At 42.9% G+C, this 25,105-nt stretch carries 24 protein-coding genes; all 24 read left to right on the top strand.

Annotation, left to right across the window (positions count from 1 at the left end; translation table 11 throughout):
• The first annotated feature begins 159 nt into the window (after positions 1–159).
• The 24 genes from B5G33_RS00970 (at position 160) to B5G33_RS00860 (ending at position 25,103) form a co-directional block, all read left to right on the top strand.
• Positions 160–1,218: a hypothetical protein gene (locus B5G33_RS00970; RefSeq protein ID WP_087416430.1), complete on the top strand. Its 1,059-nt coding sequence runs from the start codon at positions 160–162 to the stop codon at positions 1,216–1,218.
• 13 nt (positions 1,219–1,231) lie between these two features.
• Positions 1,232–2,470, top strand: a complete 1,239-nt coding sequence (locus B5G33_RS00965; protein WP_087416429.1) for a CpaF family protein — start codon at positions 1,232–1,234, stop codon at positions 2,468–2,470.
• A 1-nt stretch (position 2,471) separates the two neighbouring features.
• Positions 2,472–3,269: a type II secretion system F family protein gene (locus B5G33_RS00960; protein WP_087416428.1), complete on the top strand. Its 798-nt coding sequence runs from the start codon at positions 2,472–2,474 to the stop codon at positions 3,267–3,269.
• Positions 3,270–3,279: 10 nt separating this feature from the next.
• The gene (locus B5G33_RS00955; protein WP_087416427.1) at positions 3,280–4,143 is read left to right on the top strand and encodes a type II secretion system F family protein; all 864 of its coding nucleotides are present in this window, start codon (positions 3,280–3,282) and stop codon (positions 4,141–4,143) included.
• A gap of 55 nt (positions 4,144–4,198) precedes the next feature.
• Positions 4,199–4,405 (top strand): Flp1 family type IVb pilin, encoded by a 207-nt coding sequence (locus B5G33_RS00950; protein WP_087416426.1) that lies wholly within the window; start codon positions 4,199–4,201, stop codon positions 4,403–4,405.
• Between the two features lie 75 nt (positions 4,406–4,480).
• Complete coding sequence (locus B5G33_RS00945) at positions 4,481–5,188, top strand: hypothetical protein (RefSeq protein WP_087416425.1); 708 nt, start codon at positions 4,481–4,483, stop codon at positions 5,186–5,188.
• 14 nt (positions 5,189–5,202) lie between these two features.
• Entirely contained in the window at positions 5,203–7,896 is a 2,694-nt protein-coding gene (locus B5G33_RS00940; protein WP_087416424.1) for a DUF5702 domain-containing protein, read from the top strand.
• A gap of 80 nt (positions 7,897–7,976) precedes the next feature.
• Complete coding sequence (locus B5G33_RS00935) at positions 7,977–8,612, top strand: hypothetical protein (RefSeq protein ID WP_143276486.1); 636 nt, start codon at positions 7,977–7,979, stop codon at positions 8,610–8,612.
• Between the two features lie 17 nt (positions 8,613–8,629).
• Complete coding sequence (locus tag B5G33_RS00930; RefSeq protein ID WP_087416422.1) at positions 8,630–9,208, top strand: prepilin peptidase; 579 nt, start codon at positions 8,630–8,632, stop codon at positions 9,206–9,208.
• Positions 9,209–9,218: 10 nt separating this feature from the next.
• On the top strand, positions 9,219–10,526 hold the full coding sequence (locus B5G33_RS00925) for a WG repeat-containing protein (protein WP_087416421.1): 1,308 nt from the start codon (positions 9,219–9,221) through the stop codon (positions 10,524–10,526).
• Positions 10,527–10,547: 21 nt separating this feature from the next.
• Positions 10,548–11,921: a DUF6382 domain-containing protein gene (locus B5G33_RS00920; RefSeq protein WP_087416420.1), complete on the top strand. Its 1,374-nt coding sequence runs from the start codon at positions 10,548–10,550 to the stop codon at positions 11,919–11,921.
• Between the two features lie 12 nt (positions 11,922–11,933).
• Entirely contained in the window at positions 11,934–12,710 is a 777-nt protein-coding gene (locus B5G33_RS00915) for a PP2C family protein-serine/threonine phosphatase (RefSeq protein ID WP_087416419.1), read from the top strand.
• Between the two features lie 22 nt (positions 12,711–12,732).
• Entirely contained in the window at positions 12,733–12,900 is a 168-nt protein-coding gene (locus B5G33_RS21290; protein WP_158229558.1) for a hypothetical protein, read from the top strand.
• Between the two features lie 29 nt (positions 12,901–12,929).
• On the top strand, positions 12,930–15,800 hold the full coding sequence (locus B5G33_RS00910; protein ID WP_087416418.1) for a serine/threonine-protein kinase: 2,871 nt from the start codon (positions 12,930–12,932) through the stop codon (positions 15,798–15,800).
• Positions 15,801–15,962: 162 nt separating this feature from the next.
• Positions 15,963–16,427 (top strand): ribosome maturation factor RimP, encoded by a 465-nt coding sequence (gene rimP / locus B5G33_RS00905; RefSeq protein WP_087416558.1) that lies wholly within the window; start codon positions 15,963–15,965, stop codon positions 16,425–16,427.
• Positions 16,428–16,445: 18 nt separating this feature from the next.
• Complete coding sequence (gene nusA, locus B5G33_RS00900) at positions 16,446–17,615, top strand: transcription termination factor NusA (RefSeq protein WP_087267361.1); 1,170 nt, start codon at positions 16,446–16,448, stop codon at positions 17,613–17,615.
• A 9-nt stretch (positions 17,616–17,624) separates the two neighbouring features.
• The gene (rnpM, locus tag B5G33_RS00895; RefSeq protein ID WP_087267364.1) at positions 17,625–17,903 is read left to right on the top strand and encodes an RNase P modulator RnpM; all 279 of its coding nucleotides are present in this window, start codon (positions 17,625–17,627) and stop codon (positions 17,901–17,903) included.
• Positions 17,860–18,210 (top strand): L7Ae/L30e/S12e/Gadd45 family ribosomal protein, encoded by a 351-nt coding sequence (locus tag B5G33_RS00890; RefSeq protein WP_191385882.1) that lies wholly within the window; start codon positions 17,860–17,862, stop codon positions 18,208–18,210. The genes rnpM and B5G33_RS00890 overlap by 44 nt, the downstream gene beginning before the upstream one ends.
• Before the next feature lie 14 nt (positions 18,211–18,224).
• Positions 18,225–20,900: a translation initiation factor IF-2 gene (gene infB, locus B5G33_RS00885; RefSeq protein ID WP_087416417.1), complete on the top strand. Its 2,676-nt coding sequence runs from the start codon at positions 18,225–18,227 to the stop codon at positions 20,898–20,900.
• A 21-nt stretch (positions 20,901–20,921) separates the two neighbouring features.
• Positions 20,922–21,317 carry a 30S ribosome-binding factor RbfA gene (gene rbfA, locus B5G33_RS00880; RefSeq protein WP_087267370.1) on the top strand — a complete coding sequence of 132 codons (396 nt, stop codon included), beginning with the start codon at positions 20,922–20,924 and terminating at the stop codon, positions 21,315–21,317.
• Complete coding sequence (locus B5G33_RS00875) at positions 21,298–22,266, top strand: DHH family phosphoesterase (protein ID WP_087267373.1); 969 nt, start codon at positions 21,298–21,300, stop codon at positions 22,264–22,266. The genes rbfA and B5G33_RS00875 overlap by 20 nt, the downstream gene beginning before the upstream one ends.
• Positions 22,263–23,186: a tRNA pseudouridine(55) synthase TruB gene (gene truB / locus B5G33_RS00870; RefSeq protein WP_087416416.1), complete on the top strand. Its 924-nt coding sequence runs from the start codon at positions 22,263–22,265 to the stop codon at positions 23,184–23,186. The genes B5G33_RS00875 and truB overlap by 4 nt, the downstream gene beginning before the upstream one ends.
• Positions 23,183–24,109, top strand: a complete 927-nt coding sequence (locus tag B5G33_RS00865; protein WP_087267379.1) for a bifunctional riboflavin kinase/FAD synthetase — start codon at positions 23,183–23,185, stop codon at positions 24,107–24,109. The genes truB and B5G33_RS00865 overlap by 4 nt, the downstream gene beginning before the upstream one ends.
• A 283-nt stretch (positions 24,110–24,392) precedes the next feature.
• Positions 24,393–25,103, top strand: a complete 711-nt coding sequence (locus tag B5G33_RS00860) for a LytR/AlgR family response regulator transcription factor (protein WP_087267382.1) — start codon at positions 24,393–24,395, stop codon at positions 25,101–25,103.
• Positions 25,104–25,105 lie beyond the last annotated feature (2 nt).

Here is a 25,105-nt window from a genome sequence, read left to right as displayed (position 1 = left end):
TTGAAAATAACGTGAAAAAATGCTAAAAAAAGACCATTGTAAAAATGGTCTTTTTTTTGTAATAAATTGTAGGGTGAATGAAGGCGCAGAGACTTTAGGAATCCAAGAAAGTACAGTATAATATTAAGTAAATGGTTAGTAGACAAGAGGGGAGAAAATATGAAAATAAAGGTAGCGGTTTTTGATAAAGATGCAGAATATATGAGAAGGCTGGCAAAAGCTTTCCAGAGAAAATATGGAGAAAGAGTAGCGTTATCCTTATTTTCCAATGAGGAGTTGCTGTATGAGGGAATGAAGGAGACATCGGTGGAACTGTTGCTGGTCGATCAGGATATAAAGCTTGACGCAAGCAGGATTCCCCAGGGTCTGACCGTAGGATATTTAAGTAAAAATGCTGCTGCAGAAGAAATAAACGGGATTCCAGCTATCGGGAAATATCAGAAAGCGGAGACAGTCTATAAGCAGATGATTAGTCTTTATGCGGAAAGAGCAGGAAGAGTCAGCTTAAAGAAAAATGATCTGGCGGCTAAAGTTGTCCTGTTCACTTCTGCCCAGGGAGGTAGCGGCGTGTCTACAGCAGCAGCAGCCTATGCTATTAGATGTGCAGAAGAAAAGAAAAAAGTTTTTTTCCTGAACCTGGAAAAATTTGGAAGCTCAGAAATTTATTTTTCCGGAGAAGGGAATTTAAGTTTTTCAGACATCATCTATTCTTTGAAAAGCAAAAAAAGCAATTTGCTCCTGAAACTAGAAAGCACAATCCAGACAGATTCTTCTGGTGTGGATTTTCTTAAGGACTGTAAGAATGCTTATGATATGTTTGAACTGGAAGACCAGGAGGTGGAAGAACTGATCTGCGGAATCGCTCAGGTGAAGAAGTATGAAGAGATTGTAATTGATTATGCGGAAGACGTTTCCCACAGAATGATGCAGATTATAGAGGATTTTGCAGATAAGGTGATATATGTATCTGATGGAACCCCTTCCGGCAACCAAAAGTTTGAAAGATTCTGTGAGGTGGCTCGTGTGTTGGAGAGTAGGACAGACACAAAGATACTGAGCAAAATGAGCCTGCTGTATAACCGCTACAGTTCGAAAAGCAGCGAACAGATAGGCAAGACAGCCGTTCCGGTAGCAGGAGGGATACATCGTATCGAAGGACTTACGGGAAGAGCTTTGATTGAAAAGATCAAGGAGCTTGATACCATCAGCTTACTATGAGCAGGAGGTTGTCATGACTGAGGATAAGAAAGTACAGATTGCCAAAAAACTGAAAAAACGGATCTTTGACCGGTATAATTTGAACCAGATGGATAATAACGCTCTAGAAGACGCTATTGAACAGATGATCGTAGAAGAAGTCCGGGATGAATATCTGACGATTGAAGAACGGGTAGATATTACAGAAAGGGTTTTCAGCTCTATCCGCGGCCTGGGGCTTTTGGACTCTATCATAAAAGACGAGCAGATCACGGAGGTCATGATCAACGGGCCGAAGGAAGTCTTTATTGAAAAAGCAGGCGCTCTGTATAAGCTGGAACAGAGTTTTGACGATGAGAAACAGTTGGAAGATATTATTCAGAAGATTGTAGGACAGGCAGGAAGAGAAGTAAATCAGGCCAATCCTATCGTGGATACCAGACTGCCAGACGGCTCACGTGTAAATGTGGTATTGCCGCCAATATCCCTGAACGGGGCTACGGTGACGATCCGAAAGTTTTCCAAGACGCCCATGACTATTGAACAGCTTCTGAAGTTTGGTTCCATCACGCCAGAGGTGGCTCATGTGCTGGAACTTTTGGTTCGGGCAAAATATAATATTTTTATTTCAGGAGGAACTGGTTCGGGAAAGACCACCTTTCTCAATGCCATGTCCAGTTATATCCCTCATGATGAACGTGTGATCACTATAGAAGATTCTGCTGAACTCCAGATAGAGGGGATTGATAACTTAGTCAGAATGGAGACAAGAAATGCCAATGCATCAGGCAGTGGCGCAGTGACAATTCGGGATTTGATTAGGGCTTCCTTACGTATGCGCCCAGAGCGGATCATTGTAGGTGAGGTCAGAGGCGGAGAAGCTTTGGACATGCTTCAGGCCATGAATACGGGACATGATGGTTCTCTGAGTACCGGCCATGCCAACAGTACCAGAGATATGCTCAGTCGTCTGGAGACCATGGTACTTCAGGGAGCGGAAGGGCTGCCCTTGGAGGCTATTCGACAGCAGATTGCTTCCGCAGTGGATATTATCATTCATTTATCCAGACTTCGGGACAAAACAAGAAGAACTATGGAAATCAGTGAAATTACCGGATATAAAGATGGAAAAATACAGATTAATCCTCTTTACATTTTTCAGGAGGATGAAAAGTCTACTTTAGAAAAGGTGTCCGGAAAACTGACACGGACGGAAAATCCCTTGATTAATGATCACAAGTTGAGATTATCGGGCATTAAAGAGGTTATTTAGTATGTTTCAGAAAAAACAGAAAAAAGAAGAATATATAGAGCTTCGGGGCCTTCTTGGTATAGGGAAAGATTATCATGTATATCACATGACTCGGCTGGATTATCTACTGGCATGGATATTGGGATTTGTGGCGGGATTTGTTGTCTTGCTGGCATTTTTTAATACTCCGGCAGTGGCTCTGGCAGGGGGGATTGTATGTGCTGCTGTTCTTCCAAAATATTATCGGGAGCATAAGCAAAAGAAGCAGTTAAATGAACTGCGGACCCAGTTTAAGGATCTGCTGGAATCTCTTACTTCCTCTTATTCTGCCGGAGAGAATACTGTAGAGGCTTTCAAAGATGCAGTTGGAGATATGATCTCCATCTATGGTGAAGATGCAGATATTGTCCGGGAGGTCCAGATTATATGCACAGGACTGAAAAACAATATCAATATAGAGGAACTGCTGCTGGATTTTGCCAGGCGCAGTGGCCTGGATGATGCAATGAGCTTTGCAAATGTGTTTGAGGTCTGCAACCGCCAGGGAAGTGACCTGAAGCGGATCGTATCCGATACCAGAGAGATCATCAATGACAAGATTGAGATGGAGATGGAGATTGAAACTATGCTTTCCGGCTCTAAAAACGAGTTGTATATTATGATGGTCATGCCGATAGTGATCGTGGTCATGCTGAAAGGGCTGGGAACCAGTATGGCAGGCTCCAATACTCCGCTGACAGTCCTTGTGAAAGTGGTCTGCATCGGCATTTTCGGGCTTGCCTATGTGATCGGCAAAAAGATAATCGATATTAAGATATAGGTGGTAGGATATGGATACACAGCGACTTTTTCTTTTGATTTTAGCTACGGTTCTGGTACTTGCATGGATCGTGCTGGCAAAGAAATATGAGAAAATTTACGAGTCAATGATTAAAACCATAGATTCGGAGCAATTTAAGTATCCCGAATTGTTCTGCGTGGGATTTGCCCTGATGAAATTCCTGAAGATTGACAGCAGGAGCAAACAGGGACGAAAAAGGGTAAAAGAGATCGCAGAGGTTCAGGGAAAGCGGTATGCAGAATATTATTTCTATGTGATCAATGGGGAAAAATGGACATATGGCTTTACTGTGCTGGTATTTTTTGCAGTGCTTGGGGCTATGGCTAATGAGCCTATGGCGGTTGTCATGGGAGTGTTGCTGGCAGGTCTGGCCATGTGGTACATAGAGGAGCTTCTAAATGATAAACTTTCAGCACGAAGGGATGAGATCTTGGCAGATATTCCCCAGGTGCTGTCAAAACTGACCCTGCTGGTAAACTCTGGTATGATCCTGCGGGAAGCTTGGGAAAAGGTGGCTTTTGGGGGAGAGAGAGTGATCTATACAGAAATGCAGGCCACGGTTCAGGAGATGAAAAACGGAGTGGCAGAGATAGACGCCTACCGTCATTTTGCAGACCGGTGCGCCATCAAACAGATCCGCAGATTCACATCCACGGTGATCCAGAATATGCAGAAGGGAAATGCGGAGATTTCCTATTTCCTGAAAGAAATGTCTGATGAGATGTGGGAAGAAAAGAAACATCTGGTAAAACGAAAAGGAGAGGCGGCCAATTCCAAGCTTCTGGTTCCTACAGCTATGATCTTTATCGGAATCCTGATCATGATCATGGTGCCGGTATTTTTATCTATGTAAGTAATTGGGAAACCATTCACTTAAATAAAACTATTAGAAAAAGGAGATTAAAATTATGAAAAGTAAAATGGAAGAGTTATTGTGGAAGGCATATTTTGGGGTGCAAAATTTTATGAATGATGAAAAAGGAGACTCCAATATGGTGGCAGTTATAGTTTTGATTGCAATTATTATTCTCGTGGCTGGAATATTCAGAGAGAGTTTAATGGGTGCGGTTCGTACTGTTATGGATAATTTCACAGAGTTTATTGAACAAGAATAAGTCTAGTATAGGATAAGCGGGGCAGCGGATAAAGAGAATATTTACTGCCCCTTTTTGAAGGTAAATTGAGAAAATATGAAACATAAAAAAAATGAAAACGGGGCCATCATGGTGGAGGCAACTATCTATATGCCGCTTGTCCTTTGCACCGTGATGGCTTTATTATATCTGGCATTATTTAATATGCAGGAATATATGATGATGTATGAATCCCAGAGAGTGGCGGCTGTAGCGGCCAGGGAAGAGGCCTATCTGGGATACGAAGAATTTAATATGGGTGCAGACAATGAGATTGACTTTGACTGGGGGGAGGGAATGCCTTCTTCTGATAATGTTCAGGAGTATTATAAGGCTTATTCCAGAAAAACCACAGATATGTACCGGGAGATGAAAACGATCTTGGATATTGCGGGGATTACCGAGGAAAACAGCGGAAAGTATATGACGAAATTTGCAGATGCGGCCAGGCAGTCTACTCTCATTGCCCTGGGAAGCGTCAGCGAACCGGAGGTGGAGATCGATACGGGATTTTGGGGGACTGAGGTAGAGGTAACCATTACCCACTCCATACCAGTACCGGGGGTACTGGCCTATCTTGGTTTTGAAGGAAGCCCGGCGATCCGAACGGCAGCCTACAGCTATTCTGTGAACCCCAGCGAGTTTGTACGGAATGTGGACCTTGCCACAGATCTGGTGGACTATATTATGGAAAAGCTGGGACTTTCAGAGAGCTATGATGCGTTCCTGGAGAAAACAAATGAGGTTTTGAATTATATACTCTGATAAAGGAGAAGAAAATGTTTCGGTTTTTTAACAAGAGTAAAGGAACCATTTCAGTATTCCTCTGTTTGATCCTTCTGCCTACGATCCTGGTAGGGGGAATGACGGTAGACGCTTCCAGGATCTATCTGTCAAAGGTGGTAATCTCAGACGCCGGAGAAATGGCGATGAATGCCGGACTGGCCCAGTATAATGAAATCCTTCATGATGAATATGGCCTGCTGGTCATGGATCAGTCTCCTGCAGAGATGAAGTCGGATCTGGAATCATATTTTGAACAGTCTTTAAACGCCCTTCCTTCTGAGAGCGACTATCAGAAGATACTGGACCTTATGAAGAAGAACTTTGACGCGATTAATGTGATAGGATCGGAGATCTACCGGACAGATGTGGAGAAACAGCAGATTATTGAATATATGAAATATCGGGCACCGGTCTGTCTGACAGAACTGGTAGTAGAGAAGTTTCAGCAGCTGCGGGACACTCAGAAAATGGTAGAGGCAATGAACGCAGAGATGGATTTCAGCATAGCTATGCAGGACTGTCAGGATGCATTTAAAGACGCTAAAGATGCTCTTGATGCGTTGAACCAGATAATTGAAAATTATCCGTCTGACGATAGGATCCGGCAGGAACTGGAAAATACCCAGAAGGATTTTACAGAAATTGTTTCCAGAAATTTTCTGATGGCCGAGGCTTTGGAGAATTATAACGGCAGCGGAGAGAGTACGGATCTGAAAGCTATGGCGGAAGCTTGTATTGAAGCAGGAAAACTGGATCTGTCTGGTCTGTCAGAAAATGAAAAGAAGGGAAGAACTTTTGACGCCTATATGGTGTGTAAGTTCTATATGAATACAGTAAATAACTTAGGCGGAATCGGAAAGCTTCTGACGCAATATGATGCAGAAAAAGCAGAACAGGAAGCGGCAGAAAATGCGGATGAAGCAGAAAATGGAGAAGGAGCAGAGGGGGAACAGCAAGTACAGGAAGCACCTCAGCCAGATCAGGCAAGGAATGATCTGCAGCAAATAGAATCAGATTATAATACCCAGGCCAGGAATATTGATGATTTTATAAAGAATCTTCGTGACGAAGCCGGCCAAGCAGTAGATACTCATGCAGCTAATTTAAATAGTTATAATAGCCTTGCGGGAGCTGCAGTAGAGGCTGCAAAAAAAGCAGAAAAAGAGTTGGAAGATGTAAAAGATTTACTAAAAACAGCCTCAGATAAATTCAATGTATGGGATCAAAAAAATAATGACCTTAAAACAACGGGAAAATCAGGAGATATGGACCGGCAGATAGAAGATTACCGAGGCTTTTTCTCTACGGATGGGGCAGCGGATGTACAACAATTAGAGGAACTGCTCAACGCTGTAAAGATGAATCATAATTACTTTAAAGAAGTTGCAGATATACTGAAAAAAGAAAAGTTTCGTAATCAAATTATCGCAACAGAGCCGGCTGAGAATCAAAAAGTAACCTATGAAAATGCAGCAAGAAATGCGTTGGATGGATCAGAGACTACCTGGCCTGAGATAGAACCCGCATGGATAAGCTATAATGAGGAATATGAGCATACGGCCCTTTCTTTAAATTATGTTAAGCAAAGCATTAAAAATGATGCTTTTTATAATAGTTTGCAGCAATATTGCGCCGGAAATAAAAGTGACGGATTAGAAAATGAAACAAATGATGTGAATAACAAGTTGAGTCAAGGTGCTGCGGCAGGAGAAGAAGCTATGAAAGAGGATGGATATCCTACTTACAACTGGGGAGAGGCGGGAGAACTGATTTCTTCTTTGACAGGCGATGATGCGCCAAATGCAGACGATAAGGTGGGGGATATAAACGGCGGAAGCAATATGGAGGATGCTGACCAGCGCAGGAATATTGTATCCAAATTTCAGGAATCTATTCAGGCGGCAAACTCGTTCCTTACCGGGATTGACGGCATTATAGCAAAGGCGCTGGAGAATCTTTATGTGGTCGAATATGCTATGCAGATGTTTTCTTATTATACGATAGATGTGGAAGACGGGCATACCCGTCCGGCAGAAGATATTATTAGCCTTAGCGGATACAGCCTTCAGGACAGGCCGGGATATCGGGGAGAATGTGAGTATATCTTGTGGGGAAACGATGATTCACAGACAAATGTAAGAAATACCATGATGTTGATCTTTGGGATACGTCTGCTGTTTAATTCTTTTTACGCATTTACTGACCATCAGATTGAGAGTGAGGCTATATTTATTTCTGCAGCGGTAGGAACATATGCTCCCTATCTGGTTCCGTTAGTGAAGGTTGTAGTAAAACTTGCTTATGCAGGAGCGGAAACAGCCAGCGATATGAAGTGGCTGAAACAGGGGTATGGAGTGACGATTTTGAAAGATTCAAGTACGTGGTCATTAAAAGGCGGAAATAATAGAGATGGTGTAACTTTTGATTATTCAGAGTATCTCCGGGTATTTTTAAATGTTTCTATGGCTGGAAATGAGGTAGGGATCCTTGCCAGGATCGCCGACTGTATCCAGGTCAATGAACCGGAGATTGATCTGCGAAACAGCTATACCATGCTGGCTGTGAAGGCAGAGGTGAGCACCAGGACCACATTTATGCGGAAAATCTCCGACTGGGGCGGAAATGGAAGCTGGGGATTTCCGGAGGACTCTTATACCATTACTTATCAGAGTATCTTAGGATACTGACAGGCAAATCTGCAGGTGAGAGGAGTTTGGTGTCTGCTTCAGGAAGCTGGGCAGCAGAACTTTTGGAGAGGAAAATGAGAATGGAGAAAAAAAGACAGAAAAGTGAAAAAGGTTCCCTTACTGTAGAGGCTTTGGTATTTCTGATTCCCTTTATCATGGCATTTTGTACTATTATTAATGCAGCCCGCTTTGTTCAGGCAGAGATGCTGATCCATCATGCCATTACCCAGACCGCCAAGCAGGTTTCTACATACAGCTATGTGCTGACCAAGGCGGAAATCGCCCAGAGAATGCAGGATAGCAATGGAAAAAGCCAGGAATTTACAAATTCTATGGAAAAGGCAATGTCTTCCATAAGTGGATTGGCGGAAGCAGCAGGAGATCCGGAGGCTCTGGCGGAAGGGGCTTTTAGCGTAGTGAAATCTGGGGTTGCCCAAGAAGTTACCTCCGGAGCCATAGGTAAATTGGCTAAAGACAGTATCGAGAAATCTATTGAAAATCTTACCGATGACCCCGATGAATTTCTGGAAAATCTGGGAATTGTGGGAGGAATGTCTGGTTTGGATTTTTCAGAATCTAAATGGATATCCAATGATGCCGGTGAAAAGGGCAATGTGAAAATTGTGGTGACTTATAAGATGAAGAATATGCTTTTTCCGGATTTTGACTTCGGACAGTATGAATTTTACCAATGTGCTTCCACGCTGATATGGTAGGAAAGGAGAACTAAGATATGGGAACAGCGGTCTGCTGGTTTCGTGACCAGATGAAAGATAAAAAGTTTAGGCTTTTTATCTTTGCAGCTTTGGTGGTAGAGATTACTTTGGCAGCGGAATTTACTATTTTTTCTTACAGCATATTGAAGACTATCCGGTATCTTTTGCTGATAGGTGTGTTGTTCCTGATCGCCTGGATCGATCAGCACAAAAAGAAAATCCCTAATCGGTTGCTTCTATTCCTTTTAGTAGGACGGATCTTCCTGCTTCTTCTGGAATGGCTGGTATTCCCGGGTATGGGATTGTCTCTTCTTATTTCCTCCACACTAGGAATGTTATTGGGAGGGGGCTTGTTCCTGTTGGCCCATTTTATTTCTAGAGGGGGCGTAGGAATGGGAGATGTGAAACTTTTTGGAGTGGTCGGCTGTTATACTGGAGTGGGAGTCATTATGCCTCTAGTGTTTCTGACGGTTATGGTTTCTGCAGTTTATAGCATTGTGATGCTGCTTCTCAAAAAGATTAAGTTAAAGGAAGAAATACCCTTTGCTCCTTTTGTGCTGATCGGAACGATCCTGACGCTGGCAATGGGTATGTGAGGGAAAGAGAATGAAGAAGTATGTAATTTTACTTTTTGTAGTTTTGCTGGGGCTGGCCTGGTTCTCTGCCGGGTCAGATATGGTAAATGATCCGATAAAGGCAAAAGAACACATGGAAAAGGCTGCAGAACTGGAAGAAAAGGGGATCTATGTAGATGCAGTGACAGAGTATGAGAGTGCTTTGGAATATGAGCCGGATAGTGAAGAATTGTATATGAAAATGGCGGAAGCTTATCTGAAAAGCGGTGACAGCCGGGAGTTTATTTCTATCTGTGAAGATACGGCAGAAAAGTATCAGGACAATACACATGCCATGGATTCTCTGATGGATTATTATACGGAAAATGGAGATGAGGAAGAGGCGGTGAAATATCTGAAGGATTTCCTGGAAGAGTATCCGGATAATAAGAATGCCCAGGAATGGTTTACACAGCTGGAGGGAAGCTATACAGAGTTGTATTGCCGCTATGAGACTATGGGCGAGATCGTAAACAACTCCATGGTGGTTTCCGATGACGGTCTGTACGGCCTGACAGATGCCACAGGCAGCGAAGTTATTCCCTGCGAATATAAGGAATTGTATCCTTTTTCAGAAGAAGGGTTTGCCCTTGCCAGGACAGAGGATAACAGATGGATATATATTGACGAAGATGACCAGATCCGGAAAGCCCCGGACAGTGAGTATGGAAAACTGGGAATGTATACTGAAGACGGAACGGCGGCAGAAAAAGATGGAAAATATGGTTATCTGGACGAAAATATGGAACCGGCAGGAAAGTTCCAGTGGGAGGAACTGACCGGACTAAAAGAAGGGACCGGAGCCGGACAGAAAGATGGGGAATGGTCTCTGGTGAATAAAAAAGGAAAAGCCAAGGGTGAAGAACGTTACGAAGATGTGATAACCGATGCTTTTGGCTTCTGTTCTGCCCAGAAACGTATCTTTGTGAAAACAGGTGACGGCTATCAGATGATCAACACAAAAGGAGAGCAGATTGGAGAACTGACCTTTGATGATGCCCGGGCATTTACGGAGGAAGGCTATGCGGCTGTCTGCAAAGACGGGAAATGGGGATTTGCAGACAGTGACGGAGAACTGGTTATCGATTATACTTATGAAAATGCAGAATCTTTTCGGAATGGATTTGCACCGGTGTCTTCTGGCGGGAAATGGGGGTACATTAATGAGGAAGGTACGATGGTCATTCAGCCGGAATTTTTAGAGGCCACGCATATATCGGAAGAAGGAACAGCTGCAGTCATGATAGAACAGCAGGGAGAGAACGTGTGGAAGCTCCTGCAGTTGAATTTATTTCAATAAACCACAGGGAGGGTAAGTTTAATGGGAACATTTAATTATGAAGAGCAGGAAGGAAAAAAATACTTGATATACAATAAAAAACCAGAGGAAAAAATAGATCCGGTTACAATGGAGATGATGTCCAATAACCAGATAGGGAGTCTTCTTTCTTTTGAAAGTATTCAGATAGATGGTGCACTGACTTTAAAATATAACGTGACAGGACTAGAAAGTCTGAAAGACTATTTTTCCGGTGTTGTAGGAAAAACAAAACTGCTGAATGTAATGGAGGGGATCATAGAGGCTTTTCTTGAAGCAGAGGACTACTTTCTGGATCTGTCTTCCTATGTGCTGGAGGAGGAATATATCTATATCCAGCCAGACACGGCAAAAGTGTTCATGGTTATCCTTCCTTTCGTGCGAGAGGAAATGAAGCCGGAAAGTTTTTTGAAAAAATTGCTGCTGGAGGTGCACTACGATCAGTCTGAGGACTGTAGCTATGTGGCAGGACTTATCAATCTCTTCAGTGGAAAAGAGGGGACTTCTCTTTTCTGGCTTCAAGAACAGCTCCTGCGGTTTAAGGAAAAGAAACCGAATATAAAGCCTCGGGAAAAAAAGGAGGAAATCCGGCAGCAGATCCCTTCCCCTTTGCAGCCCATGGAGGATGAGCCGGCCCAGATATACCCGTATCTGGAAAAGGAAAGGGATAAAAAAGTCCCTTTTCCGGAATCTGATATGAAAAAGGAAGAACCAGCAGTAGAAACAGAAAAAAAGAAAAAAGGATTTTTTTGGAAAAAGGAAGAAAAACCAGAAAAACAGAAGCCGGAAAAGAAGGGATTTTTCTGGAAAAAATCCAAAAAAGACGAGGAAAAAGAGACAGATACAGAGAAAGGATTTCCTTTTGCTGGGCTGAACATTCCGGGAAGTGAAGTCCAGAACTGGAAGCAAGAAAGCCCGGGAGAGATATATAAACCCCAGGAAACACCAATCCCGGCCCAGAGAGTACATATGGAACTGAAAGATGCAGAAGTACAGGACTTCGGTCCTACAGAATTTATGGACGATACCTCTGAGGAAACGCTGTTTCTGGATAAAGCCCAAAATGGACCTCAGCCTAAGATGGTTTTATATCGTCTTAGCACCCAGGAAGTATTTGAAATACAGGGAGATATGGTCAGGATTGGAAGAAACCCTGCTATCTCCGAAATCTGTATCTCAGGGAACCGGGGAATCGGGCGGATCCATGCAATTCTGTATGTGAGAAAGGGACAGGTGGGAATTGCGGATAATGATTCTAAGAATAAAACTTATATAAACGGAGAACAGTTGAACCCGGGCGATGATCTAAGGATACTTTCTCCGGGAGATAAGATACAGCTGGCTGATGAAGAACTGGAATTTCGTATCATTCAGTAGAGGAGAGAAAGGATGAGATATTTAACAGCTAGCCATACAGATAAAGGGCGAAGGAAATCTGTGAACCAGGATTCTCTTCTGGTACTGAAAGGAGAATATGAAAAAGGAGAAGCGGTATTAGCGGTTGTCTGCGACGGAATGGGAGGACTGGAGAAAGGGGAATTGGCCAGTCAAAAAGTAGTCAGACATTTTACCTTATGGTTTGAGGAGGTATTCAGCCAAATAAAAGAACAGGAAGAGGAAGAATTTGAAGACAATCTCTATGAATCCTGGGAAAATCTGCTTCAGAATGCACATCGGCAGATTCAGCAGTATGGAAAAGAGAATGGGATAAAAATAGGGACGACTGTCACAGCTTTTCTTTTGATGCAGGAACAGTATTACATTACCCATATAGGCGACTGCAGACTTTATGAACTGAAAGAAGAGATTTCTTGTCTGACTGCAGATCAGACTCTTGCTAGTTTGGAATCTATGGGCGGCAGTTATGGGACAGAAAAATACAGAAGTAAAAGATCTTCTTCCATTCTTATTCAGGGACTTGGCGCATCAGAAAAGATACGGCCTGTGTATCACAGTGGATCCATTAAAAAAGATTCGGTATATCTTTTGTGCAGTGATGGATTCCGTCATAAGATCAGTGAGGAGGAACTTTTGGAAGAATTTTCTCCTGAAAAGCTGAACACAGAAGAGCAGATGTCAGAAAAGGGAAAAGAGATAACAGAAAAACTTATGGAACGGGGAGAAAAGGATAATATTTCGGTTATCCTGTTAAGGACTCTTTCCTGACAGGACAGAGAGGTTAGAGAATATGTTCAATGAGATTATTTTCTTTCTGGGGATTGGTATTACTATCTGTGCAGCAGCAGGGGCTGTTGCGTACTTTGTTTTTTCCCAGATGAAATTGGTCCGGCTGAAAGAACAGCTGGACAAAGAGTTTGGAAAAGAAGAGATATTTGAAAACATAAAAAAGATATGAAAAATTCTAGCAGGTAGAGGGAAACTATTATGTTACAGATTATTGGTTCAACTTATGAGATCATAGGGAAAATAGGCTCCGGAGGAGGTGGAAACATCTATCTGGCGAGGCATCTCAGGCTGGGGATAAAGGTAGTTCTGAAAGCGGATAAAAGAAAAACCTCTACCAGGCAGGAGCTGCTGTGCAGGGAGGTTGATGTTTTAAAGGAACTTCATCATCCATACATTCCCGGAGTATATGATTATTTTACAGAAAACGGAATAACCTATACGGCCATGGATTATATAGAGGGGGAGAGTCTGGATAAACCGTTAAAGAGAGGAGAACGTTTTTCACAGCCTCAGGTGATCGCCTGGGCGATACAGCTTTTAGAGGCTCTTGCCTATCTCCACAGTCCGATACATGGAGAGCCACCAAGAGGTTATATCCACAGTGATATAAAACCGTCGAATCTTATGCTTACTCCAAAAGGAAATATTTGCCTGATAGATTTTAATATTTCCCTTGCTGTAGGAGAGGATAATCTGATAGGCTGCAGCCCGGGCTATGCTTCTCCGGAACACTATGGCTATGATTATTCCATTCACAGCGGTAGTGGAAAATCTGAAATGCTAGAGGAAGATAACGAAGAAACAGAAGTTATGGAAAAGGAGGAAACTTCAGAGGGAGATATTCCTACAGAAATGCTCTCTTCTTTTTCTTCCCATTCAGCTTCTTCTGTTTCAGAAAAACGGAGAGCTTCTGTGGATGTGCGGTCAGATATTTACAGCGTAGGTGCTACTTTATACCATCTGCTCAGCGGTGTAAGGCCGGCTAAAAATGCAAAGGAAGTGGTACCCCTCTCAGATAAAGAGTTCAGTCCTGCAGTAGTTCGGATCATTACAAAGGCTATGGCACCGAATCCGGATCTGAGATATCAGACAGCCCGGGAAATGCAGGCGGATTTTTTGGCTTTGAGAAAAAACGATATAAGACTGCTGCAATGGAAGAAAAATCGGAAAAAAGCAGCAATCGTATTCCCGCTGCTTTTGGCAGCAGGGGTATTCATTGCTTTTACAGGTTATTCCAGGATACAAAATGTGGAGAAGAGCAAAAAATATGCACAGCTTTCCCAAGATGCATTAGAAGAGGGGGATATTGATGCTGCTGTAACATATGCGTCAGAGGCTTTGCCGAAACCCGATGGTATTTTTACACCGGGTTATGGAGAAGAAGGGCAGAAAAGCCTTACGGCAGCGCTGGGCATCTATGACTTGTCAGATGGATTTAAGCCTTATAAGGCAGTGAAAATGCCGGAGAAAGTTTCTTATATGGAGATAGCGCCCGATGGAAGCTCAGCCGTGATGCTGTCGGGAAAAGAATTTGTGATCTTAGACACAGAAACTGGAGAGATTCTTGCAGATTTTCCAGCAGAGGTTTCTGAATTATCGGAGGCAAAATATCTGGATAACGAGACCCTGATCTATGCAGGAGACGGCGGTATCCGTGCATATGATATAAAAGAGAAGAAAGAATTATGGGCAGGAAATCCGGCCACCTCTGTGAGCGTCTCAGCGGACGGCTCCAGAGTTGCGGCTATTTATAGAGATGGAACTTATGCAACTATATATGACGCTTCAGATGGCGAAGAAATCTATATTGTGGATTTTACCGGCAAACACCAAAGTGCTACAGTAAATTCAGAATTTGCTAATGCGAAAGATAATTTTGTGGAGTTAAATGCAGACGGTTCTCTTCTTGGAGTCAGCTTTGCAGATGGAAGCATACACATCATTAATCTGAATAATGAAGCAGAGAGTCTTACGGTATTGGATACAGGTTCTGGATATACTCATTTTGAAGGCGGATTTTATGGAAAGCATTTTGCCTTTTCCGCATCAGATGACAGTACTTCTATGTTTGCTGTGATCGATCTGGATACAAAAAGCCAGACCGGCGGTTTTGACAGCGAAACTCCTTTAAGTGTTCAGTCTGATGAAAAGGGAATCTATATACAAATGGATAATATTTTGTCAAAGGTAGATCCGGCTACAGGGGAACAGAAGGCTATTGCAACGACTGAGGATAAGATACAGCATTTCTCAATTAACGGTTCTAATATTCTGATAACTACAGAGACTAAGATTCAGTTCTTTAATGAACAGGGAGTTATGATGGCGGAATATAGAAAACAGAAGCAGGAGTATTTGACGGCAGCAGCCAGTGAAACGGTTCTGGCGGGGGGAGGAGATTCTGAAAATATTCGTATTTTAAAATATGAAGAGCATAAAGATACAGCCGTCTTTTTCTATGATCCGGATTATCTCCATGATTTTGCCAAGGTATGCGGTAAAGGAGAAAAGATTCTGTTGTTTTCGGACAAGGGTTTTCGACTGTATGATCGGTCAGGAAATTTGCTCTGCGAAGAAAAGCTTTCAGATAGTAAAGAGGTTAAAGTGGCATACTTTGTTTATGTAGAAGGAAAAGCTTACCTGGAAGTTACCTATTCAGATGGAACAATGGAGAAATACAGAGCAGAAGACGGACAGCTGGAAGAAGAAGGAGAGGCAGAAGGAATACAGCAGGAATTTTATACAGATGAATTTCATATAGAACCACTGGAGCAGGGAGGTGCTGTGATATATGATGCCAGATCAGATAGAAAACTCAGAGATATAGAAAGTGAAGGGTGCCTTACAGAGGCGGTTCAGACAGGAGATTATGTGGTGCTTCAATTTTCTGATCAGGATAATGGTACTTTTGGGATATTGCTGGATACAGAAGGACAGATATTGGCAGAACTTCCCGGACTATGTGATGTTGCTGGGAAAAAATTGCTATTTGATTATTCTGGTGGTGAGATAAGGGAGTCTTCTATTTACAGCGTCGAAGAATTGATAAAAATGGCTGAAAGCCCTTAAAAACCCCTGAAATCAGGAAAAACCCCTTGCAAGATAGAGAAAATAGTGTTATTCTATGTAAGAACACGATAGTTATTTCAGCATAAGAGTGGACCGAGAGGTCCACTCTTATCGTTTGTATACCGGGAGGATTTTGGAAATCCTGTGAAAGAAGGTGAGGACATGAGTAAAAAAGAAACCTATGAACAGAAAGCAGAAGCTTTGATAACCCCTATTGTAGAGCGACACGGATTTGAATTAGTGGATGTGGAATATGTCAAAGAGGGAGGAAATTTTTATCTTAGGGCATATATTGACAAACCGGGAGGAATTACTGTAGACGACTGCGAGACAGTGAGCAGAGAATTCTCTGATAAACTGGATGAGGAGGACTTTATTGATGAAGCCTATATTATGGAAGTAAGTTCCCCTGGTCTGGGAAGACCTTTAAAAAAGGAAAAAGATTTTAAACGCAGCATGGGAGAAGAGGTGGAAATCAGAACTTACCGTCCCATAAACAGGGAAAAGGAATTTTACGGCGTTTTGACTGCATATGATGAGAATAGTGTGACCATTGACTGTGAAGGAGAAGAAAAGACTTTTCAAAAGACAGACATTGCCCTGATACGCCTTGCGTTTGATTTTTAAATTTTAGGAGGAAGTAAAATGAACACAGAATTATTAGAAGCATTGGATATTTTGGAAAAGGAAAAATCCATCAGCAAAGAAACTCTTTTAGAAGCCATTGAGCAGTCTTTGATCCAGGCCTGCAAAAATCATTTTGGAAAAGCAGATAATGTTAAAGTAAATATTAACCCTGAAACCTGCGATTTTGGCGTGTTTGCAGAGAAGACAGTAGTAGAAGAGGTTCAGGATCCAGTGACAGAGATTAGTCTGGCAGATGCTAAGATGATGAATTCTCAGTATGAACTGGGCGATATCGTAAATGTGGAAATCAAATCAAAACAATTTGGGCGTATTGCTACACAGAATGCGAAAAACGTAATCCTGCAGAAAATCCGTGAAGAAGAAAGAAAAGTTATCTTTAATGAATATTATGCCAAAGAAAAAGATGTGGTTACCGGAATCGTTCAGCGGACAATGGGCAGAAATTACAGCATTAATCTGGGCAAGGCAGATGCAATCCTTACAGAAAACGAGCAGGTTAAGACCGAAGTATTTAAGCCTACAGAGAGAATTAAAGTTTACATTCTGGAAGTGAAAGATACACCAAAGGGTCCGAAGATCCTGGTGTCCAGAACTCATCCGGAACTGGTGAAACGTCTCTTTGAAGCAGAGGTTACAGAGGTAAAAGACGGTACAGTAGAGATTAAGAGCATTGCCAGAGAGGCTGGATCCAGAACAAAGATCGCTGTCTGGAGCAATGACCCTGACGTAGATCCTGTAGGGGCCTGCGTAGGTATGAACGGCGCCAGAGTTAACTCTATTGTAGAGGAGCTGAGAGGAGAAAAGATTGATATCATCAACTGGAGCGATAATCCGGCTATTCTGATTGAAAATGCTTTAAGTCCTGCAAAGGTTATTTCTGTTATGGCAGATCCGGAAGAGAAGAATGCTATGGTCATTGTTCCGGATTTCCAGCTTTCCCTGGCGATTGGAAAAGAGGGACAGAACGCAAGACTGGCTGCCAGACTTACTGGATTTAAGATCGATATCAAGAGCGAGACTCAGGCAAGAGAATCTGGAGATTTCGAGTTTTATGAGCAGGAATATGAAAACGGATATGAGGAAGTCCAGGAAATTGAGACAGAGATTCCGGAAGCTGATAATTATACGGACTATGAAGACTATGAGGAGGAAGCCTCAGAAGAATAGGGGGAAAATATGGCGGCAGTGCGGAAAATCCCCATGCGAAAATGTGTGGGCTGCGGTGAAATGAAAAGTAAGAAAGAGATGCTCAGAGTGCTGAAGACAGAAGATGGCCAGGTGATCCTGGACGCCACAGGCCGGAAAAACGGCAGAGGCGCTTATCTCTGTTTTGACAGAGAATGTCTGAAAAAAGCAGTCAGGAACAAAGGCCTGGAGCGTTCTCTGAAAATGGAGATTCCCCAGACGGTCTATGAGCATCTTGAAAAGGAGTTTGAAGATATTGAGAATACCTGAAGAAATATCTCTTGTAGGTCTGGCTGCAAAAGCAGGAAAAGTGGTAAGCGGTGAGTTTGCTACAGAAAAGGCCGTAAAAACTCAGAAGGCTTTCCTGGTCATCATTGCCCAGGATGCATCAGAAAATACAAGAAAAAAATTTCATGATATGTGCACATATTATCAGGTGCCGTTTTACATCATCGGATCAAAGGAGGAGTTGGGAAGGGCCATAGGAAAGGAATATCGGGCGTCCCTTGGGCTGACCGACGAAAACTTTTCCCGGGCCGTAATAAAAAAGATTGAAAAGAAAAGACATGAACAATAGAAGGAGGGCAATATATGTCAACAGTGAGAGTTTATGAACTCGCAAAAGAATTGAATGTAAGCAATAAAGAGGTTTTGGATTTTCTGAAATCTAAGAATATAGATCTGACCAGCCATATGAGCACAGTAGAGGATGACCACGCGCGGATGGTAAGAGCAAATTTTAAGAAGGGGAATGTATCAGCCACCAGTGCAGGAGAAAAGCCAAAGAAGAAGTTTATCCAGGTGTTCCGGCCTCAGAACGCAAGCCATATGCCTGAGAGAAAACAGAAGCCCCGTCAGAATACAAGACCTGGACAGGAACAGAGACCAGAGAATAAACGCCAGGATAACCGTCAGGGAGAGGGCAGCAGAAATGCAAATGGCGGTCCAAGACAGGAAAACAGAAACAACCGCCCCAATAATAACCGGTATAACGGACAGAATGGGGAAAACCGTCAGAACCGTCCGGCAGGTGGAGAAAATCGTTCTCAGGGCCGCTTTAACAATCGGAACAATAATGGAGAAGGCCGTCAGGGCGGGCGTTTTGGCGGCGGACAGGATCATCAGAACAACCGGAACGACAGCCGTGGCGACAATCGCCAGAATCGTCAAAACAGCGGAAATGACCGTTCCCAGGGACGTTTTAACAATGGAGAAAACCGTTCCCGTTTCTCCGGCGAGAATCGTCAGCAGGGCCGCTTCGGAGGCAAGAATGAGGGAAGAGGAGATTCCAGAAGAGATCAGGGAAATAAATTTGAAACACCGAATCTGGAATTTGTAGAAAAAGACAGCCGGAAGGCAAACAGAGAAAATAAGAAGAAAGATAACAGAAGAGATGAATACCAGAACCAGAGCAGAAGACCTAATCAGGGCGGACGCCGTCAGACTCAGCGTATTCCCAAGGCTCTTCAGCTTCAGAAGCCGGTTTCTCATCCAAAGGAAGAGAAAAAGGAAGAAGTAAAAGAAATCACACTTCCAGAAAAAATGACAATCCGGGAACTGGCAGATAAGATGAAGATGCAGCCTTCTGTGATCGTAAAAAAACTTTTCATGGAAGGAATCATGGTAACCGTAAATCATGAGATCGACTTTGAAAAGGCTCAGGAAATTGCTCTGGAATATGATATCATCGCAGAACCTGAAGAGAAAGTAGATGTTATCGGAGAACTGCTGAAAGATGAAGAAGATGATGAGAGCAGCATGGTTCCTAGACCGCCGGTAGTCTGCGTTATGGGTCATGTAGACCATGGTAAAACCTCTCTTTTGGACTGTATCAGAAAAACTCATGTAACAGACCGTGAGGCCGGAGGCATCACTCAGCATATCGGCGCCTATATGGTAACGATTAACGGACAGAAGATTACTTTCCTGGATACTCCTGGACATGAGGCCTTCACCGCCATGCGTATGAGAGGCGCCAACGCTACAGATATCGCCGTACTGGTAGTAGCTGCTGACGACGGCGTTATGCCTCAGACTATCGAGGCTATCAACCATGCAAAGGCTGCAGGAGTAGAAATTATCGTTGCCATTAATAAGATTGATAAGCCAAGCGCCAATATCGAGAGAGTAAAACAGGAGCTTTCTGAATATGAGCTGATTCCGGAAGACTGGGGCGGTAGCACCATCTTTGTACCTGTTTCTGCTCATACCGGAGAAGGAATCAATAACCTTCTGGAAATGATCCTGCTGACAGCAGAGGTTGCCGAGCTGAAAGCAAATCCAAACAGAAGAGCCAGAGGTCTTGTGATCGAAGCAAAGCTGGATAAAGGAAAAGGCTCTGTGGCTACAATCCTGGTACAGAAAGGTACCCTTCATGTAGGAGACTTTATTGCAGCAGGCGCTTGCTCAGGAAAAGTAAGAGCCATGATTGACGATAAAGGAAGAAAAGTAAAAGAAGCAGGCCCTTCCACTCCAGTGGAAATCCTTGGTCTTAACGATGTTCCTAATGCCGGTGAGATTTTAGTAGTAACTGAAAATGACAAAGAAGCGAAAAACTTTGCGGCAACCTTTGTTTCAGAGAATAAAAACCGTCTTCTGGAAGAGACTAAATCAAAGATGTCTCTGGATGATCTGTTCAGTCAGATCCAGGCTGGTAATCTGAAAGAGCTTCCGATTATCGTTAAAGCAGATGTTCAGGGCTCTGTAGAGGCAGTGAAACAGAGCCTGGTAAAACTGTCTAACGAGGAAGTGGTAGTAAAGGTGATCCACGGAGGCGTAGGCGCCATCAATGAATCTGATGTATCTCTGGCAAGCGCATCTAATGCGATCATTATCGGATTTAATGTAAGACCTGATGCTACTGCAAAATCTATTGCAGAGCAGGAGGGAGTAGACCTTCGTCTGTATAGAGTTATTTATCAGGCTATCGAGGATGTAGAGGCAGCTATGAAAGGTATGCTGGATCCGGTATTCGAGGAAAAGGTTATCGGACACGCAGAAATCCGTCAGATCTTCAAGGCTTCCGGTATAGGAAATATTGCCGGCTCCTATGTGACAGATGGTATGTTCCAGAGAAACTGCAAAGTACGTATCTCAAGAGAAGGAGAGCAGATTTTCGAAGGAGAACTGGCTTCTCTGAAGCGGTTTAAAGATGATGTAAAAGAAGTAAAGGCCGGCTACGAATGTGGTCTTGTCTTTGAAGGTTTCAATGATATTAAAGAAGAGGACCAGGTAGAAGCCTACATCATGGTGGAGGTGCCAAGGTAGGAAGAAACCGGGAAGGAAGTTATGAGAAAAAACAGTATAAAAAACACCCGGGTCAATGCAGAGGTGCAGCATGAGCTGGCCAATCTGATCCGGGGAGGGATCAAAGATCCACGCATCCATCCAATGACTTCAGTAACATCTGTAGAGGTTGCGCCGGATCTGAAGACATGCAGAGCCTATATCAGTGTACTGGGAAATGAAGAAGAAAAAAAGAATACCCTTCAGGGGCTGAAAAACGCAGAGGGGTATATTCGCAGACAGCTGGCGAAAAATATAAATCTTCGGAATACCCCTGAAATTCGTTTCATCCTGGACGAATCCATTGAGTATGGTGTTGCTATGTCGAAACTCATTGACGAAGTGAGCAAAAAAGAAGATGCACAGGAGGTGCAGGGAGATGGAGAAGATAACCAGTGAATTAAAAGGTGTTAAGACTGCAGGTATCGCAGGGCATGTCCGTCCTGACGGAGACTGTGTGGGAGCCTGCATGGGTTTATATCTTTATTTAAAGACCAATTATCCGGAAATTGAGACAGATGTATATCTGGAAGAGCCTAAGTCAGGATTCTCTTTTATCCAGGGTCTGGACCAGGTTAAGACAGAGTATGATGAAAATAAAAAATACGATGTTTTCTTTGTCCTGGATACCAGTGAGAAAAACCGTATAGGAGTAGCAATTGCCGGATATGAAAGTGCAGGCAGGACTATCTGTATCGACCATCATATAAGTAACAAAGGTTTCGGGGATATCAATGTGATCAGACCGGAGATCAGCTCCGCCTCAGAACTTTTGTATACCCTTCTGGAAAAAGAAAAGATTACCAAGGAGACTGCAGAGGCCATTTATACGGGAATTGCCCATGATACAGGAGTATTCCAGTATACATGTACTTCTCCTCAGACTATGAGAATTGCTGCGGAACTGATGGAAATGGGAATTGACTTTTCTGAGATCATAGATAAATCCTTCTATGAGAAAAGTTATGTCCAGAATCAAATCTTAGGCAGATGCCTCATGGAAAGCATCCTGATCATGGATGGCAAGGTAATCGTGGGATATATCAGGAAGAGAGATATGGAGTTTTACGGAGTGGAGCCCAAGGATCTGGACGGAATTGTTCAGCAGCTCCGAGTGACCAAAGGCGTGGAAGTTGCGATTTTTATCTATGAGGTAAAGACGCAGGAATTTAAGGTAAGTCTTCGCTCAAATGGTAACGTTGATGTAAATGCTGTGGCATCCTATTTCAGCGGCGGCGGCCATGTAAAAGCTGCTGGCTGTACTATGCAGGGGTCCGTATATGATGTGATCAACAACCTTACCAGACCCATTGCAAAACAGCTTAAAGAGAGAAGTCAGAAATCATGATAAACGGAGTTTTAAATGTTTATAAGGAAAAGGGATATACCTCCCATGACGTGGTGGCAAAGCTGAGAGGAATTTTGAAGCAGAAGAAAATCGGCCACACAGGGACCCTGGACCCGGATGCCCAGGGAGTCCTCCCTGTCTGCCTGGGAAGAGCTACAAAACTCTGCGGGATGCTGACAGATAAAAGAAAGACTTATGAGGCAGTGATCCATCTGGGAATTGAGACGGATACCCAGGACATTTCAGGCCAAGTAAAATGCCAACGTCCTGTAGAAGTTTCTCCTGAGGAAGTGGCAGAGTGCATCCGGAGCTTTGAGGGAGAACAGATGCAGGTTCCACCTATGTATTCTGCACTAAAAGTTCAGGGAAAGAAGTTATATGAACTGGCCAGAGAGGGAAAAGAAGTGGAGAGAAAGCCCAGACCAGTGACTTTCTACGACATAAAGATCCTTTCCATGGAACTGCCTTTTGTCACTGTCAGGGTAACTTGTTCCAAGGGAACCTACATAAGGACTCTGTGTCATGATATCGGAGAAAAACTGGGATGCAAAGGCTGTATGGAGAGTCTTCTTCGGACCAGAGTAGACAGATTTTCCATTGAAAACAGTCTGAAGCTTTCGCAGATAGAAGAACTGGTAAACCAGGGGGAACTGGAAAAGTATATCCTTGGGCCGGATGAAATGTTTTCAGATTATCCGAAGATTCTGGCAGACAGAAAATTTGACAAGATGCTGGAAAATGGAAATCCCCTTCCATGGAAGGGGGAGATCCCCGGCGAGAATGTCAGGGTATATCACAGCAGTGGGATTTTTATAGGAATTTATCAATGGCAGAAAGAAAGACGCCAGTATCGTCCCACAACAATTTTTTCTTCGCCCCAGGACTTCTTAGATTCTGACATCCGAAAGGAGAAAACATGATTTATACCACACAGGTACCTCATCTGGAGAAGGGAATCAGAAGCGGCATTACTCTGGGAAAATTTGACGGACTTCATCGGGGACATCAGAAGCTGATAAATTGCATCAAGGAACGACAGAGCAGAGACTGCAGAACCGTGATATTTACCTTTGATGTGGCTCCTAAATCTTTTATGCTTCACACCTCTCCCAAATTTCTGCTTACTTATGAAGAGCGAAGAGAACTGGCGGAAGGTCTGGGAGTAGATATTCTTACGGAGTGTCCTTTTACAGAGGAGCTGATGCATATGGAGCCAGAGGCCTTTGTAAAAGAATATCTGGTGGACAGGCTTCATGGAGAATACCTTGCTGTAGGACCAGATTTCCGCTTCGGATATCAGCGTAAAGGTACGCCTCAGCTTTTGCAGGAACTGGGAAAGGTCTATGGTTTTTACACAGAAATTGTAGAGAAAGAGAAGTACGGGAACAGAGATATCAGCAGTACCTATGTCCGGGAAGAATTAGAAAAAGGCCATATGGAAGAAGTGAACCGTCTTCTGGGGTATATCTACTTTACAAAAGGAGAGATTGTCCATGGAAGACAGCTGGGAAGGACCATTGGTATTCCTACGGCAAATCTGATTCCCCCTTCTATAAAAAAACTGCCTCCTAATGGGGTATACATTACGGAGTCAGTCATTCAGGGGAAAACTTACCAGGGAATTACCAATGTAGGTTATAAGCCTACGGTTAAGGAAAACTTTCTGGGTGTGGAAACCTACCTGTTTTCCTGTCATGAAGACCTGTATGGACAGGAGGCAGAGGTGAAATTTTACCGCTATCTGAGACCGGAATTAAAGTTTTCTTCTCTGGAAGAATTAAAAATTCAGATGATGAGGGATATTCAAACAGGAAAAGAATATTTTCAGCAGAAAAAAAAATGAAAGAGACCGGATTGAGCGATTCATCCGGTCTCTTTCTCTATATATACTTAAGGAAATATAAAAATGGATAAAATACAAGTTTAAAAAAGAATTTATATAATAATGATTGATACCTGCCAGGTTAGGGTATAAAATTAAACAAAATATTACATAAAAGCGACAGATTTTGCGTGGACGGATATAAATAGGTAAGAATTTGCTATACTTACTTGGAGTATACTATAAGAAAATGTCAAGGAAATCGGCCTTGAAAAAACTTGTATAAAGGTGGGAGAGACCGGTAATGAGAGTGGGAATTTGTGATGATGACAGTAAATGGTATCAGAAAGCAAAAGGGATTATTGAGGCATATGGAAAGAAAGTAGATATAAAAATAGACGTGCTGTATTTTTCACAGGGAGAAAATCTGGAGGTTTATGAGGGAGCTCCCTTGGAAGCAATTTTTATGGATGTAGATCTGGGGGAGGAAAGTGGAATTGCTCTGGCTGGGAAAATTAATAAAAAATGGAAAAGCTGCCAGATCATATATCTTACTAATTATCTGAGTTATGCTACGGAAACTTATCATACCGCACATACTTTTTTTGTCTTAAAAGAACAGTTCCAGGATAGGATCGGAGAGGTATTTGGAAAGATTTTGCATACCATAGAGCAGAAGTCAGAAAATCTTGTCTTTTCAGCCATTGGTGGGAAAGAAGTGGTTCTTGCTCCGGAAGATATTTTGTATTTTGAGCGAAGCGGAAGAATTACCAGGATTGTAACTGTGTGGGGAAATTATGAGATATGGGATAAGCTGGGAAGTGTGATGGAAAAATTGTCTAAGATGGATTTTGTTCGCTGTCACAACAGTTATATCGTATATATGCCAGCTGTCCGAGAACTCGGAAAGGGATGCTTTATTTTGAAAAATGGGACAAAGATCATGATAAGCAGAAGTCATACAAAGGCTGTGAAGACAGCATTTATGCGCTGGGCTATGACACAGATGCTCTAAAA

This window comes from Blautia sp. An81 (assembly GCF_002161285.1).
Taxonomy (GTDB): domain Bacteria; phylum Bacillota; class Clostridia; order Lachnospirales; family Lachnospiraceae; genus Blautia; species Blautia ornithocaccae.
This window is presented reverse-complemented; position numbering and strand designations above follow the sequence as displayed.

Bases quoted from the DNA above. Each gene is read 5' to 3' on its own strand.
- B5G33_RS00940 (WP_087416424.1), top strand. From the start codon at position 5,203: ATGTTTCGGTTTTTTAACAAGAGTAAAGGAACCATTTCAGTATTCCTC.
- truB (WP_087416416.1), top strand. From the start codon at position 22,263: ATGATAAACGGAGTTTTAAATGTTTATAAGGAAAAGGGATATACCTCC.
- B5G33_RS00970 (WP_087416430.1), top strand. From the start codon at position 160: ATGAAAATAAAGGTAGCGGTTTTTGATAAAGATGCAGAATATATGAGA.
- rnpM (WP_087267364.1), top strand. From the start codon at position 17,625: ATGGCGGCAGTGCGGAAAATCCCCATGCGAAAATGTGTGGGCTGCGGT.
- nusA (WP_087267361.1), top strand. From the start codon at position 16,446: ATGAACACAGAATTATTAGAAGCATTGGATATTTTGGAAAAGGAAAAA.
- infB (WP_087416417.1), top strand. From the start codon at position 18,225: ATGTCAACAGTGAGAGTTTATGAACTCGCAAAAGAATTGAATGTAAGC.
- B5G33_RS00875 (WP_087267373.1), top strand. From the start codon at position 21,298: ATGGAGAAGATAACCAGTGAATTAAAAGGTGTTAAGACTGCAGGTATC.
- B5G33_RS00890 (WP_191385882.1), top strand. From the start codon at position 17,860: ATGAGCATCTTGAAAAGGAGTTTGAAGATATTGAGAATACCTGAAGAA.
- B5G33_RS00915 (WP_087416419.1), top strand. From the start codon at position 11,934: ATGAGATATTTAACAGCTAGCCATACAGATAAAGGGCGAAGGAAATCT.
- B5G33_RS00910 (WP_087416418.1), top strand. From the start codon at position 12,930: ATGTTACAGATTATTGGTTCAACTTATGAGATCATAGGGAAAATAGGC.
- rbfA (WP_087267370.1), top strand. From the start codon at position 20,922: ATGAGAAAAAACAGTATAAAAAACACCCGGGTCAATGCAGAGGTGCAG.
- B5G33_RS00945 (WP_087416425.1), top strand. From the start codon at position 4,481: ATGAAACATAAAAAAAATGAAAACGGGGCCATCATGGTGGAGGCAACT.
- rimP (WP_087416558.1), top strand. From the start codon at position 15,963: ATGAGTAAAAAAGAAACCTATGAACAGAAAGCAGAAGCTTTGATAACC.
- B5G33_RS21290 (WP_158229558.1), top strand. From the start codon at position 12,733: ATGTTCAATGAGATTATTTTCTTTCTGGGGATTGGTATTACTATCTGT.
- B5G33_RS00925 (WP_087416421.1), top strand. From the start codon at position 9,219: ATGAAGAAGTATGTAATTTTACTTTTTGTAGTTTTGCTGGGGCTGGCC.
- B5G33_RS00950 (WP_087416426.1), top strand. From the start codon at position 4,199: ATGAAAAGTAAAATGGAAGAGTTATTGTGGAAGGCATATTTTGGGGTG.
- B5G33_RS00965 (WP_087416429.1), top strand. From the start codon at position 1,232: ATGACTGAGGATAAGAAAGTACAGATTGCCAAAAAACTGAAAAAACGG.
- B5G33_RS00960 (WP_087416428.1), top strand. From the start codon at position 2,472: ATGTTTCAGAAAAAACAGAAAAAAGAAGAATATATAGAGCTTCGGGGC.
- B5G33_RS00935 (WP_143276486.1), top strand. From the start codon at position 7,977: ATGGAGAAAAAAAGACAGAAAAGTGAAAAAGGTTCCCTTACTGTAGAG.
- B5G33_RS00860 (WP_087267382.1), top strand. From the start codon at position 24,393: ATGAGAGTGGGAATTTGTGATGATGACAGTAAATGGTATCAGAAAGCA.
- B5G33_RS00920 (WP_087416420.1), top strand. From the start codon at position 10,548: ATGGGAACATTTAATTATGAAGAGCAGGAAGGAAAAAAATACTTGATA.
- B5G33_RS00930 (WP_087416422.1), top strand. From the start codon at position 8,630: ATGGGAACAGCGGTCTGCTGGTTTCGTGACCAGATGAAAGATAAAAAG.
- B5G33_RS00865 (WP_087267379.1), top strand. From the start codon at position 23,183: ATGATTTATACCACACAGGTACCTCATCTGGAGAAGGGAATCAGAAGC.
- B5G33_RS00955 (WP_087416427.1), top strand. From the start codon at position 3,280: ATGGATACACAGCGACTTTTTCTTTTGATTTTAGCTACGGTTCTGGTA.